Genomic DNA, 12297 nt, shown 5'->3' with positions numbered 1-12297 from the left:
GGATGAGCTTGAATCGTGACCAACTGCTGTCGTGCCTGCGGATTCGCCGGTGGGCTGACGAGATCGTCGGACAGAAGTTCGACACCCTCGAAGCACTGCTCGAGGCCTCCGAGAGGTCTGCGGCCCACCTCACCGAGGCCGAGGTCGACGAGGCGCTCGCGGCCCACCCTCGCATCGGCGAGCGCCATGCGGGTGAGGGCGCCGAGGCGGCATTTTCCGCCTCCGAACAGGCGGCCAGCCAGGACCCCGATGCGGCCCTCGCCGCACGTCTCGCGGCTGGCAACGCCGCCTACGAGGAGCGCTTTGGGCGGGTGTTCCTTATCCGCGCCGCCGGGCGCTCGCGCGAGGAGATCCTCGCCGAGCTCGAGCGCCGCCTCGCCAACGATCCGCTTACCGAACTGAACGAGACGTCCGAGCAGTTGCGGCTGATCGCCGCGCTGCGCCTGAAGTCCACCTGGGAGAATGCATGAGCCACCTGACCACGCACGTCCTCGACGCCGTCACGGGCACTCCCGCCGCGGGCGTCGCCGTCACCCTCTCGGCACGAGAGGAGGGCGGGTGGGAGCCGGTCGCCTCGGGCGTGACCAACGCAGACGGCCGCATCGGCGAGTTGGGTCCCGACCGCCTCGCGCCCGGCGACTACCAGGTGCGGTTCGACACCGGCATGTACTTCTCGCGCCTCAACGTCGACTCGTTCTATCCCGAGGTGTTGATCACCTTCACCGTGGGTGACGGTGATCACTATCACGTGCCGTTGTTGCTCAGCCCGTTCGCCTACTCGACCTACCGCGGGAGCTGAGCGGCCTTACGGAGGCCCGCCACGGCATCGGCCCCGGTTTGTCGGCCTACTCCACCGCCAGGTCCCGCCGGCGGAACCCGGCAAAGCCCACCAATGCGAAGCCGAGCGTGAACAGCGTCACCCAACCCAAGCCGGTCCAGTCGGTGTCGGCGACGATGACATTGGGTGCGTGCCACAGCGGGCTGATGCCGAGCGCCCAGTCGGGGAACTTGAAGGACGGTCCCAGAAGGGTGATGACGAACGTGGCGGCGACGCCGGCCCACGCCGCGACCGCCACCTTGGGCCGCGCGCCCACGATCAGCACAGAAACAGCGACGATCGTCCAGATCGCCGGCACCATCATGAAGGCCTGCAGCCATACCTCGCCGACGTCCACGCCCAACTCGGCCCCAGACGCGAGCGCGGCGATCACCACGCCCGCGAGCCCCATATAGAGGATGGGTAGGAGCAGGGCGAGCACCACGTTGGCCGCGTAATAGCGAGGCCGGGCGGTCGCGGTGGCCATGATGGGTTCGACGCGGTCCTCCATCTCCTCGCTGCGCACCCGCAGCATCACCTGGACGCTCGGGATCGCTGCGAAGATCGATACGAGCGAGAGCACGGAGACGAGGAACTCGCCCACCAGATCGTCGGGGTTGACGGCACCCGAGGCGAGCGCCGCCGCCAGCGGGCTGCCCTCCTGGATGAGGTCCGTGATCGACGTCGCGAAGTAGCCGAACACGAAGCCGAGCAACACGAACGCGATGGTCCACGTGATCGCCGATCCCTTCGCCAGGCGCCACGCCAAGCCCCACGGGCCGCGGGCTCGGCCGCGCTCGGGGCCCGGTCCCGGCTTGATGAGGCCCTGGCCAAAGTCGCGCCCGCCCTCGAGCGCGAACGCGCCCGCCAGCAGGACCGCGGTCAGCGCGATGCCGAGCGACAGCGGCCACCATTGGTTGTCGCCGGCGGGCGCGGTCTCCTGCATCCAGCCCAGGGGATTGATCCAGATCCCCCACGCCGGGCCCTCGACCGAGTAGACGAAGCCGCGCAGGATGAACAGCGTGCCGAGCGTCCCGACGGAGATGGCGGTCGAGGTGCGCGCGTCGGCGCCGATCTGCGCGGCCACGGCAGCGATCCCGGTGAACATCCAGCCCGTCACCGTCCACGTGCAGGCCAGCAGCAGGGAGTTCTCGGTGCCGCCGCCGCACACGATGGTGAGCGCGCCCGCGATGATTCCGGTGGCGAGCGCGCCGATCAGCGCCATGGCGACGCCCGTCAGCAACCTTGTGGAGCGTCCCATGACGCCCGAGGCGAGCAGCTCTGCCTGCCCCGAGTCCTCCTGGCCGCGCGTGGCGCGCACCACGGTGAAGATGGCGCCCATCGCGGCGAGGAACCCGCCGAGCGCGAGGGTGCGCCACGCGTTGAAGCCGTCGGTGGTGAGCAGGTCGTTCGCGGGCCCGAAGATGAGGCCCACCGCGGGGTTGGCGTCGATTGCCTGCTGCAGTGCCTCACGGTCCTCCTGGTCGGGGAAGACCCAGGGGTAGACCAGCACCGAGGACACGGACAGCAGCGTGACGAGCGCGAGCCACGGCGCCATGCGGCGCCCGTCATGGTGCAGCGACGTACGCAGCAGCAGCCGGGTGCCGGTGGCCTTCGGACCGGCCGATGTCGTGGCCGGCTGGGCGGTCATCGCGTCGCCTGGTCGTACAGCTCGAGGAACAGCTTCTCGAGGCTCGCGGGTTGGACAGCGAGATCGCTCAGGCCGTATTGGGTCAGGAGCGCCATCGCGTCGCCCACCTGGGAGGGCTCGACGGTCGCGGTGAGGTCGTGGCCGCTGAGGGTGACGTCGTCGAGGGCCGCGAGGAGGGCGGCATCGGGGGTCCGCGCGAGCGTCGCGGTGATGGTCGAGCGGGTGTCGGTGCGCAGGTCGTCCAGCGTGCCCGTGCGGACGATGCTGCCCTCGCGGATGATGCTGATCCGGTCGGTCAGCGTCTCGACCTCGGACATGATGTGGCTGCTGAGCAGCACGGTGACGCCGCGGTCCTTGGCCTCCTGGATGGTGTCCTGGAACACCTGCTCCATGAGGGGGTCGAGGCCCGAGGTGGGCTCGTCGAGGATTAGCAGTTCGGCATCGGACGCGAGTGCGGCGACGAGGGCCACCTTCTGCTTATTGCCCTTCGAGTATTGGCGACCGCGCTTGGTGGTGTCGAGTTCGAAGCGTTCCACGAGCTCCTGACGGCGCGCCTCGTCGAGACTGCCGCGGAGGGCCCCGAGTAGGTCGATCGCCTCGCCTCCCGTCATGCCCGGCCACAGGGACACGTCGCCGGGGACGTAGGCGAGGCGTCGGTGGAGGGCGACGACGTCCTTCCAGGGGTCGCCGCCCAGCAGGCTGACCTGGCCCTCGTCGGCCTTGAGGAGGCCCAGCAGCACCCGGATGGTCGTGGACTTACCCGCGCCATTGGGTCCCAGGAAGCCGTGGACCTCGCCCCTGGTGACCGTGAGGTCCAGGCCGTTCAGGGCGCGGAACTTGCCGAAGGACTTGGTCAGCCCCGTAACGTCGATGACGGGTGTGGACTCGGACATGCGGTGGCCTCTTCTCGTCGGGATGACGTCGTGATCCCAGTGAACTCCACAAGTGTGGAATTGTGCAACTGGAATGGCTACGATGCGGGCATGGATGCTCCCGATCGGCCCGCGCGTGGCGCCGGGCGCGGCCGTCGCCCGGGCGACGAGACCACGCGCGAGGCGATCCTGGACGCCGCGGCGGGTCTCTTCGCCGAGCGGGGCTTCGAGCGCGCGTCCATGCGCGCCATTGCCACGGCGGCGGGTACGGACCCCGGCATGATCCGTCACTGGTTTGGCGACAAGGAAGGGCTCGTCGCGGCGACGGTGGCGGACCGCACGCCGCTGGTGGGAAGGCTCGCGTCGGTGCTCGCCGACGCATCGCCTGGGCGCGGTCGCCGCCTTGCCGACGCGTATCTGGGGCTGTGGGAGGACGACGAGACCGGCCCCATCCTGATGGCGTTGGTGCGCTCGAGCGTGGCGGGGTCTTCCGTGCCCGCGGCCCTCCGCCAGGTGATGGGCGGGGGAGTGATGGACAGGGAGTTCGCCGGGGCGCCGGACGACACGGGGCTGGCCCTCGTGGGCTCCCACATGCTGGGCGTGGCGCTCACGCGCTTTGTGGTGCGGGTGCCCTACATGGTGTCGATCCCGCGCGAGGTGCTGCTCGACGAACTCGGCCCCGTGCTCGACGGATACCTCGACCGGGTCTGAACTGACGCATCGGCCGCCCGGAATGAACACGGACGCCGGTAGGTTGCCCTCACCATGGTTGATTCAGTGAAACTCAATGACGGCACCACCATTCCCCAACTGGGATTCGGCACCTACCTGGTGCCTCCCGAAGAGACCGCCGCCACGGTGGGCGCCGCGCTCGAGGTGGGATATCGCCACATCGACACCGCGCAGGGCTACAAGAACGAGGCCGAGGTGGGCGAGGCCGTCGCCGCCTCCGGCATCTCGCGCGACGAGATCTACCTCACCTCCAAGCTTCACAACGGCTTCCACCGCCGCGACGACGTGATCCGCTCCTTCGAGGAGACCCTCGAGAAGCTGCGGGTGGACAGGCTCGACCTGTTCCTCATCCACTGGCCGCTGCCGACGAGGTATGACGGCGACTTCGTGTCGACGTGGAAGGCGATGCTAGAGCTCAAGGAGGATGGTCGACTCACCTCGGCCGGTGTCTCGAACTTCCAGCCCGACCACCTCCAGCAGATCGTCGACGCCACGGGCGAGGCGCCCGTGGTCAACCAGATCGAGGTGCACCCGTACTTCCGTAACGAGGCCGCGCGCCAGGCGTCCCACGACCACGCCGTCGCGGTCGAGGCCTGGGGACCGCTGGGCCAGGGTGCGGTGCTCGACGACGCGACGGTCGCCCAGATTGCGGCGGAGACCGGTCGCGCGCCCTCACAGGTCATCCTGCGCTGGCACCTGGAGCGCGGCGACATCATCTTCCCCAAGTCGATGAAGCGCGAGCGCATGGAGGAGAACTTCGCGATCTTCGACTTCTCGCTGACGCCGGAGCAGATGGAGCGCATCGACGTTCTCGACCAGGGCGCCGCGGGCCGTCAGGGCCCCGACCCTGACACCTTCGACATGGTCTGAGCCTCACTTCCACGCCACAGCGCCCCATGGGACAACCACCGTCGCTTTGAAGCGATCGGTGCGTCCTATGGGGCGCTGAGCGTTGGTCGAGTGTGGCTACTTCCGGTTGGCCCGGTAGTACGCGATGAGCGCCTGCGTCGAAGCGTCCTGCGCCTCGAGCGCCGCGTCGTCGCCCTCAATCGCAGGCGCGATCTCGAGCGCAAGCTTCTTGCCCAGCTCCACGCCCCACTGGTCGAAGGAGTTGATGCCCCAGATCACGCCCTGCACAAACGTGATGTGCTCGTACAGCGCGATCAGCTGACCCAGCACCGCGGGGGTGAGCGAGGGAGCGAAGATCGACGTGGTCGGCTTGTTGCCCGCGAAGGTGCGCGCCGCGACGAGCGGGCCCGTGGTGCCCTCCGCCTCGACCTCCTCGGCGGTCTTGCCGAAGGCGAGAGCCTTGGTCTGCGCGAGGAAGTTCGCGAGGAAAAGGCTGTGCACGTCCTGGTCGCCGTCGGTGAGCGGGTAGGCGGGGTTCACGACCGAGATGAAGTCGGCAGGGATCAGCTTGGTGCCCTGGTGGATCAGCTGGTAGAAGGCGTGCTGACCGTTGGTGCCGGGCTCGCCCCAGAAGATCTCGCCGGTCTCGGTAGTGACGGGGGTGCCGTCCCAGCGCACGGACTTGCCGTTGGACTCCATGGTGAGCTGCTGCAGGTACGCGGGGAAGCGGTGCAGCTGCTGCGCGTACGGCAGCACGGCGTGCGACTGCGCGCCCAGGAAGTTGACGTACCAGACGTTGAGCAGGCCCATGAGGACGGGCACGTTCTGGGCCAGCGGCGTCTCCGCGACGTGGCGGTCCACCGCATGGAAGCCCTCGAGCAACTCGCCGAAGACGTCCGGCCCGAGCGCGATCGCGAGCGACAGGCCGATGGCCGAGTCCACCGAGTAGCGGCCACCCACCCAGTCCCAGAAGCCGAACGCGTTGGTGGGGTCGATGCCAAAGTCGGCGACCTTGTCCAGCGCGGTGGAGACGGCGACGAAGTGGTGCGCCACGGCATCGGCCTTCTTCTCCTCATCGGAGAGGTCCACGCCGGCCTCGGCGAGCGTGGTCCACAGCCAGTCGCGCGCCATGCGGGCGTTGGTGAGGGTCTCGAGCGTGGTGAAGGTCTTGGACGCCACGATGAACAGGGTGGTCTCGGGGTCGAGGCCCTTGACCTTCTGGCCCATGTCGGTGGGGTCGATGTTGGACACAAAGCGCGCGGTGATGCCGGCGTTGGCGTACGGCTCGAGTGCCTCGTAGACCATGACGGGGCCCAGGTCGGAGCCGCCGATGCCGATGTTGACGACCGTCTCGACGCGCTTGCCGGTGACGCCGGTCCACTCACCCGAGCGGACGCGGTCGGCGAACTCGCTCAGGCGACCGAGCACCTCCTGGACGTCCTCGTCGACGTGCTGGCCGTCGACCACGAGCGCGGGCTCGGCGCCGGCGGGGCGGCGCAGCGCTGTGTGCAGGACGGCACGGTCCTCGGTGGTGTTGATGTGCTCGCCGGCGAGCATCGCGGCGTAGCGCTCGGCCACGCCGGTCTCCTCGGCGAGCTTCACGAGGCTGGCCAGGATCTCGTCGGTGACGAGGTTCTTCGACAGGTCGACGTGGAGGTCGGCCAGCGGGAAGGAGAAGCGCTCCACGCGGCCGGCGTCGGCCGCGAACCAGGCGCGCAGATCGGGGGCGAAGCAGTCCTTGGCGGACGTGAGCTCGGCCCAGGCGGACGTGGTCGTGGCATCGATGGGTGCGTTCACGGCTCCCAGGCTAGTCGCGTCCGGCGCGCGCGTCTCTGGGACCTTGGGATCGGCCGATGCCGCGGCTGGGTTAGGCGGGACCGAACCGGTTGGTGACCGCCTCGGCCCAGTTCCCATCGGCCAGCCCCGCGCGATCCAGCAGGTCGCGCCAATCGTCGTGGGCGTGTTCGACGGCGTCATCAAACAGAGTGACGCTCCGGCGCGAGACGAGGACGACGGCCGCATGGACTCGCTCGGGGTCAATGCTGGCGGGCAGCGCGATCTTCTCCAGTGCGCTCAAGGCGCGGTGAGAGGAAACGCCGAAGTCCTCCATCACGCGCTCGCGGACCCGGTCGCTCACCACTGCCATGGCGGGAATCCTCTCACGGTCGAGAGTCCGGGCGGGTCCCTAGGCTGAGGGGATGCGCGCAGACCCATCCTTGGCTCGCTTGCGGCGTGCCGTCGCCATTGTCGCCGCGCTGAACTTTGGCTATTTCTTTGTCGAGTTCTCGGTGGCGCTCGCGGCGGGGTCGGTCGCCCTGCTCGCGGACAGTGTCGACTTCCTAGAGGACACTGCGGTCAATGCGCTGCTCCTGGTGGCGCTGGGCATGACGCTGGCGCGCCGTGCGCTTGCGGCCAAGGTGATGGCGGGCATCATCCTCATCCCTGCGCTCGTCGCAGCGTTCCAGGTGGTGCGCAGGCTGTGGGAACCCGACGTGCCCCATGTGCTTCCCGTATTGCTGACGGCCTCGGGCGCGATCGTCGTCAATGGAGTGAGCTCCTGGTTGCTCGCACGCGTGCACCACCACGGGGGCTCGCTCGGGCGCGCCGCGTTCCTGTCCGCGCGCAATGACGTACTGGTCAACGCGGCGATTATCGCGATGGCGCTCCTCACCGCGTGGACCGGGTCGGGATGGCCGGACGTCGTGCTGGGCGTCATCATCACGGGTCTCGCCGTCCATGCCGCGTTCGAGGTGTGGGAACTGAGCGAGGCGGAGCGCGTGGACGCCGCGGCACGCGAACTGGGTGCGGGTGGCGGCGCCGAGTAGCGGAGGTCATAACCGCGGGGCGACGGCCCGCTTTCCTTGGACGTACACGCCGCTGATGGCGGGCTGGCGCAGGCCCACGAGCAGGGTGAACAGCTCCTCCAGCGTCGCCTCGTCCTCGTCGTCGGAACGGATGCCCATGGACAGCATGCCGTCGAGCGGCTCCCACAGCTTCTTGTCGATGAGCAGGAAGTCGGCGTCCTTGCCCTCGTCGAAGTTGCCGAACGCGTGCTCCATGTCGAGCGCGCGTGCGCCGGCGAGCGTCGCCGCGAACAGTAGTTCCGCGGGGTGCAGGGCAGTGCCAGCGTCGCCCTCCTCGGAGATGTGGACCTTGTAGCAGTCGCCGGCCACGCGGGAGATGAGCCATTCGTCTCCGGCGCCGATGTCAGACCCCAGAGATACGTTGACTCCAGCGGCAATCGTCGCCCGCCACGGCATCGTCCCAGAGCCGAGAAAGAGTTGGGAGGTGGGGCAATGAGCGATCGACGTCCCGGTCTCTGCCATGCGGGCCAGCTCGCCCGCCTGCGAGTGCACGGCGTGCGCCAAGGTGGAGCGGCGACCCAGGAGCGTGGAACCGCCATGCTTGGACCCGGGCAGGAAGTGCCCGTCGTAGGTATCGAGGTAGGAGTTAACGCCGTAGGAACCGAGCACGGCAGCGATCTCGCCGTCGCCCTTGCGATTGTTCTCGTTCAGGTGCGAGTGGAAGTAGACGCCGCGCCCGCGCACCGAGTCGTACAGCTCACCCATCGCCGCGAGCGTGGTGGGGGTCACCGACAGCGAGAAGCGGGGCACGATGCCCACCTGGATCTTCGCGGTCCGCGCGTCGCCAGTGTCGACGGCGTGCCAACGGTCGATCTCATCGGCGACCATCTCGATCGCGGCGGACTCGCTCGTCACGAGCGCGGCCGCGGTGTCGGGTCCCACGGTCTGCACGCCGCGTCCGGAAACCACGCGCAGGCCGGCCGCGAGCGTCTCGCGGTACAACGCATCTTGGGCGACGGGGAACGCGGACCCGAACACCATGGCGGCCGTGGTGCCGGCGGCGATGCGCCGCCGGGTGAAGTAGCGCGCCCCCTGGGCAGCGAAGTCGGGGTCGGCGTAGCGAGCCTCGGTGGGGAAGATGCAGTGGTCGAGCCACTCAAGCAGCTGCCCGCCGCCGTGGGCCGCCGTCGCATAGGCCTGCGGGAAGTGGACGTGGCTGTCGACAAAACCCGGGAGGAGGTAGTCCGCCCGGGTGACGGGCGCATCGGCCCATTGGGTGGGAAGCGACGCGAAGTCGCCGCACCACGCGACCGTGCCGTCCGCGTCGACCACGAGCGCGCCGTCGGGAAGCGAGACCAGGTGACGCGTGACATCGGCCTGGTCCGGGTGACCGGCGATGTGGAAGATGTGAGCGCGGTAGACGGTGGGGGACACGTCGGGGCCTTCCTCAAGGACTCGGGCGGCGCCCGAGGGGCGGGTCGGTATCGCCCGCTGACTGCTCTGCCTCGACACGCTAGTCGCCGCCGGTTTCTGCCACATTTCACAGGTGAAATCTCGGTGGAAAACGGCGTGTCGGCGTGTCGCTCCGGCGTGTCCGCACACGGCCCCGGCGTGTTGCGAACCCTGTCCACCGCTGTGCACAGGATGCCCACAGGGCCTGTGCAGAAAATTGTGGAAGAAACACACCATGTAGTGGTGGATCGGGGCACCACCCCCATATATAGTGATGGCCAGCCAGCACGGCCCACACCCTTCGAAAGGAAGTCCTCATGACGATCGCGGTCTACTCGAAGCCCAGTTGCGTGCAGTGCACGGCGACGAAGAAGGCGCTCGAGCGCGCCGAGCTCGAGTTCACGATGTTTGACGTGACCGAGGACCAGGACGCCTACGACACGGTGATGAAGCTCGGCTACCTCCAGGCCCCTGTGGTGGTCGCTGGCGACGAGCACTGGTCCGGCTTCCAGCCCGACCGCATCGCCGCGCTCGCCGAGCGGGCCGCCTCCTAAGCGAGCCCCTGATGGCCTCGCTCGTCTACTTCAGCTCGTCGTCCGGCAATACCCACCGGTTCGTCGAAAAGCTGGGGGTGCCCGCCGAGCGAATCCCACTGTTGCCCACCGAAGCCCCCCTGAAGGTTGACGAGCCCTACGTGCTCGTCCTTCCTACCTACGGGGGAGGCAACGGCAAGGGTGCAGTGCCCAAGCAAGTCATCAAGTTCCTGAACGACGAGCACAACCGCTCGTACATCCGGGGGGTGATTTCAGCGGGCAACACCAACTTTGGCGCGGCCTACTGCATCGCTGGCGACATCGTCGCTCAGAAGTGCCACGTGCCGCACCTGTACAGATTTGAACTCTTCGGAACGCAGGACGATGTCACTGCGGTCCGCGATGGATTGGATGAGTTGTGGAAGCAACAGTGATCGAGAAGCCCCGCACGGGCATGGACTACCACTCGCTGAACGCGATGCTGAACCTCTACGACACCGAGGGCAACATCCAGTTCGACAAGGACCGCGAGGCGGCCCGCGAGTACTTCCTGCAGCACGTGAACCAGAACACCGTGTTCTTCCACTCGCTCAAGGAGCGTCTGGACTACCTGGTCGAGAAGAACTACTACGAGCCCGAGGTGCTGGCGCAGTACGACTTCGCGTTCATTCAGCAACTCCACGACCGCGCCTACGGCAAGAAGTTCCGCTTCCCCACGTTCCTGGGCGCCTTCAAGTACTACACCTCGTACACGCTGAAGACGTTCGACGGCCAGCGCTACCTCGAGCGCTACGAGGACCGCGTCGTCATGGTGTCGCTCGCCCTCGCCGCCGGAGATGAGGAACTCGCCACCAGCCTGGTGGACGAGATCATCGCGGGCCGTTTCCAGCCCGCCACCCCCACGTTCCTCAACGCGGGCAAGGCCCAGCGCGGCGAGTTCGTCTCATGCTTCCTGTTGCGCATCGAGGACAACATGGAGTCCATCGGCCGCTCCATCAACTCCGCGCTGCAGCTGTCCAAGCGCGGCGGCGGTGTGGCGCTGTCGCTGTCGAACATCCGCGAGTCGGGTGCCCCCATCAAGCACATCGAGAACCAGTCCTCGGGCATCATCCCCGTGATGAAGCTCCTGGAAGACTCCTTCACGTACGCGAACCAGCTGGGCGCGCGTCAGGGTGCCGGCGCGGTGTACCTCTCGGCGCACCACCCCGACATCATGAAGTTCATGGACACCAAGCGTGAGAACGCGGACGAGAAGATCCGTATCAAGACGCTGTCCCTCGGCATCGTGGTGCCGGACATCACCTTCGACCTCGCGCGCAAGAACGAGGAGATGTACCTCTTCAGCCCCTACGACGTCGAGCGCGTCTACGGCGTGCCGTTCGGTGACATCTCGATCACCGAGAAGTACTACGAGATGGTCGACGACTCGCGGATCCGCAAGACGAAGATCTCCGCGCGTTCGTTCTTCCAGACGGTCGCGGAGCTCCAGTTTGAGTCGGGCTACCCGTACATCGTGTTCGAGGACACCGTGAACCGCGCGAACCCCGTCAAGGGCCGCATCAACATGTCCAACCTGTGTTCCGAGATCCTCCAGGTCAACACCCCGTCCGTGTTCAATGACGACCTCACCTACGAGGAGACCGGCAAGGACATCTCCTGCAACCTGGGTTCGATGAACATCGCGCTGGCGATGGACGGCGGCGACCTGAGCAAGACCGTCGAGATCGCCGTGCGCGGCCTCACCGCCGTGTCCACCCAGTCGTCGATCGACTCGGTGCCGTCCATCAAGTACGGCAACGACCGCGCCCACGCCATCGGCCTGGGTCAGATGAACCTCCACGGCTACCTGGGCCGCGAGCGGATCCACTACGGATCCGAGGAGGGTATCGACTTCACCAACATCTACTTCTACACGGTGCTGTTCCACGCGATCGCGGCCTCCAACCGCATCGCCAAGGAGCAGGGCACGGCGTTCGAGGGCTTCGAGGACTCGAAGTACGCGAGCGGCGAGTTCTTCGACAAGTACACCGATCAGGAGTGGGTGCCGGCCACCTCGCGTGTGGAGCAGCTGTTCGCCGATGCGGGCATCACCATCCCCACGCAGGAGGACTGGCGCGAGCTCAAGGCCGAGGTGCAGAAGCACGGCATCTTCAACCAGAACCTGCAGGCCGTGCCGCCGACCGGGTCGATCTCGTACATCAACAACTCGACGTCGTCGATCCACCCGATCGCGTCGAAGATCGAGATCCGCAAGGAAGGCAAGCTGGGTCGCGTCTACTACCCCGCGCCCTTCATGGACAACGACAACCTTGAGTACTTCAAGGATGCCTACGAGATCGGCCCCGAGAAGGTCATCGACACCTACGCCGCGGCGACGCAGCACGTCGACCAGGGCCTGTCGCTGACCCTGTTCTTCCCGGACACCGCCACTACGCGCGACATCAATAAGGCGCAGATCTACGCATGGCGCAAGGGCATCAAGACCATCTACTACATCCGCATTCGCCAGCTGGCGCTCGAGGGCACCGAGGTCGACGGCTGCGTCAGCTGCATGCTCTAGCGTCCGCCCCAGATCTCTTTCGTCACG

At 67.4% G+C, this 12297-nt stretch carries 13 protein-coding genes; 8 read left to right on the top strand and 5 right to left on the bottom strand.

What is annotated here, in order from left to right:
* Positions 1 to 2 precede the first annotated feature (2 nt).
* Both uraD and uraH read left to right on the top strand, forming a co-directional pair.
* Positions 3 to 470 (top strand): 2-oxo-4-hydroxy-4-carboxy-5-ureidoimidazoline decarboxylase, encoded by a 468-nt coding sequence (uraD, locus tag B7K20_RS06745; protein WP_084101764.1) that lies wholly within the window; start codon positions 3 to 5, stop codon positions 468 to 470.
* The gene (uraH, locus tag B7K20_RS06740; RefSeq protein WP_084101763.1) at positions 467 to 799 is read left to right on the top strand and encodes a hydroxyisourate hydrolase; all 333 of its coding nucleotides are present in this window, start codon (positions 467 to 469) and stop codon (positions 797 to 799) included. Before uraD ends, uraH begins: the two co-directional genes overlap by 4 nt.
* Before the next feature lie 46 nt (positions 800 to 845).
* Here the strand turns inward: uraH and B7K20_RS06735 are convergent, their stop codons facing one another.
* Together B7K20_RS06735 and B7K20_RS06730 are read right to left on the bottom strand one after the other, a co-directional pair.
* Complete coding sequence (locus B7K20_RS06735) at positions 846 to 2468, bottom strand: ABC transporter permease (RefSeq protein WP_084101762.1); 1623 nt, start codon at positions 2466 to 2468, stop codon at positions 846 to 848.
* Positions 2465 to 3361, bottom strand: a complete 897-nt coding sequence (locus B7K20_RS06730; protein ID WP_084101761.1) for an ABC transporter ATP-binding protein — start codon at positions 3359 to 3361, stop codon at positions 2465 to 2467. Before B7K20_RS06730 ends, B7K20_RS06735 begins: the two co-directional genes overlap by 4 nt.
* A gap of 90 nt (positions 3362 to 3451) precedes the next feature.
* On the opposite strand from B7K20_RS06730, the gene B7K20_RS06725 reads away from it, so the two are divergent.
* Positions 3452 to 4051, top strand: a complete 600-nt coding sequence (locus B7K20_RS06725) for a TetR family transcriptional regulator (RefSeq protein ID WP_084101760.1) — start codon at positions 3452 to 3454, stop codon at positions 4049 to 4051.
* A gap of 54 nt (positions 4052 to 4105) precedes the next feature.
* On the top strand, positions 4106 to 4942 hold the full coding sequence (locus B7K20_RS06720; protein ID WP_084101759.1) for an aldo/keto reductase: 837 nt from the start codon (positions 4106 to 4108) through the stop codon (positions 4940 to 4942).
* 96 nt (positions 4943 to 5038) lie between these two features.
* On the opposite strand, the gene pgi is transcribed toward B7K20_RS06720, so the two are convergent.
* Both pgi and B7K20_RS06710 read right to left on the bottom strand, forming a co-directional pair.
* A complete protein-coding gene (pgi, locus tag B7K20_RS06715) occupies positions 5039 to 6718 on the bottom strand; it encodes a glucose-6-phosphate isomerase (protein WP_234985746.1) in 1680 nt (559 codons plus the stop codon).
* A 70-nt stretch (positions 6719 to 6788) separates the two neighbouring features.
* Complete coding sequence (locus B7K20_RS06710; RefSeq protein WP_084101757.1) at positions 6789 to 7067, bottom strand: hypothetical protein; 279 nt, start codon at positions 7065 to 7067, stop codon at positions 6789 to 6791.
* A 52-nt stretch (positions 7068 to 7119) separates the two neighbouring features.
* Between B7K20_RS06710 and B7K20_RS06705 the strand changes: the two genes are divergently transcribed.
* Positions 7120 to 7746: a cation transporter gene (locus B7K20_RS06705; protein ID WP_084101756.1), complete on the top strand. Its 627-nt coding sequence runs from the start codon at positions 7120 to 7122 to the stop codon at positions 7744 to 7746.
* A 6-nt stretch (positions 7747 to 7752) separates the two neighbouring features.
* Here B7K20_RS06705 and B7K20_RS06700 read toward each other — a convergent pair whose 3' ends face one another.
* The gene (locus B7K20_RS06700; RefSeq protein ID WP_234985745.1) at positions 7753 to 9159 is read right to left on the bottom strand and encodes an amidohydrolase family protein; all 1407 of its coding nucleotides are present in this window, start codon (positions 9157 to 9159) and stop codon (positions 7753 to 7755) included.
* Positions 9160 to 9494: 335 nt separating this feature from the next.
* Here B7K20_RS06700 and nrdH point away from each other — a divergent pair, with 335 nt between their 5' ends.
* The 3 genes from nrdH to nrdE are packed head-to-tail and all read left to right on the top strand — an operon-like array spanning position 9495 to position 12270.
* Positions 9495 to 9731 (top strand): glutaredoxin-like protein NrdH, encoded by a 237-nt coding sequence (nrdH, locus tag B7K20_RS06695; RefSeq protein WP_084101754.1) that lies wholly within the window; start codon positions 9495 to 9497, stop codon positions 9729 to 9731.
* 11 nt (positions 9732 to 9742) lie between these two features.
* On the top strand, positions 9743 to 10144 hold the full coding sequence (gene nrdI, locus B7K20_RS06690; protein WP_084101753.1) for a class Ib ribonucleoside-diphosphate reductase assembly flavoprotein NrdI: 402 nt from the start codon (positions 9743 to 9745) through the stop codon (positions 10142 to 10144).
* A 20-nt stretch (positions 10145 to 10164) separates the two neighbouring features.
* On the top strand, positions 10165 to 12270 hold the full coding sequence (nrdE, locus tag B7K20_RS06685; RefSeq protein WP_084101897.1) for a class 1b ribonucleoside-diphosphate reductase subunit alpha: 2106 nt from the start codon (positions 10165 to 10167) through the stop codon (positions 12268 to 12270).
* Positions 12271 to 12297: the final 27 nt, after the last annotated feature.

It is taken from the genome of Demequina sp. NBRC 110051, from assembly GCF_002090055.1.
Classification (GTDB): domain Bacteria; phylum Actinomycetota; class Actinomycetes; order Actinomycetales; family Demequinaceae; genus Demequina.
The sequence above is the reverse complement of the archived record's forward strand: the minus strand, read 5'-3'. Positions and strand labels throughout refer to the sequence as shown.

Bases quoted from the DNA above. Each gene is read 5' to 3' on its own strand.
- uraD (WP_084101764.1), top strand. From the start codon at position 3: ATGAGCTTGAATCGTGACCAACTGCTGTCGTGCCTGCGGATTCGCCGG.
- uraH (WP_084101763.1), top strand. From the start codon at position 467: ATGAGCCACCTGACCACGCACGTCCTCGACGCCGTCACGGGCACTCCC.
- B7K20_RS06735 (WP_084101762.1), bottom strand. From the start codon at position 2,468: ATGACCGCCCAGCCGGCCACGACATCGGCCGGTCCGAAGGCCACCGGC.
- B7K20_RS06730 (WP_084101761.1), bottom strand. From the start codon at position 3,361: ATGTCCGAGTCCACACCCGTCATCGACGTTACGGGGCTGACCAAGTCC.
- B7K20_RS06725 (WP_084101760.1), top strand. From the start codon at position 3,452: ATGGATGCTCCCGATCGGCCCGCGCGTGGCGCCGGGCGCGGCCGTCGC.
- B7K20_RS06720 (WP_084101759.1), top strand. From the start codon at position 4,106: ATGGTTGATTCAGTGAAACTCAATGACGGCACCACCATTCCCCAACTG.
- B7K20_RS06710 (WP_084101757.1), bottom strand. From the start codon at position 7,067: ATGGCAGTGGTGAGCGACCGGGTCCGCGAGCGCGTGATGGAGGACTTC.
- B7K20_RS06705 (WP_084101756.1), top strand. From the start codon at position 7,120: ATGCGCGCAGACCCATCCTTGGCTCGCTTGCGGCGTGCCGTCGCCATT.
- nrdH (WP_084101754.1), top strand. From the start codon at position 9,495: ATGACGATCGCGGTCTACTCGAAGCCCAGTTGCGTGCAGTGCACGGCG.
- nrdI (WP_084101753.1), top strand. From the start codon at position 9,743: ATGGCCTCGCTCGTCTACTTCAGCTCGTCGTCCGGCAATACCCACCGG.
- nrdE (WP_084101897.1), top strand. From the start codon at position 10,165: ATGGACTACCACTCGCTGAACGCGATGCTGAACCTCTACGACACCGAG.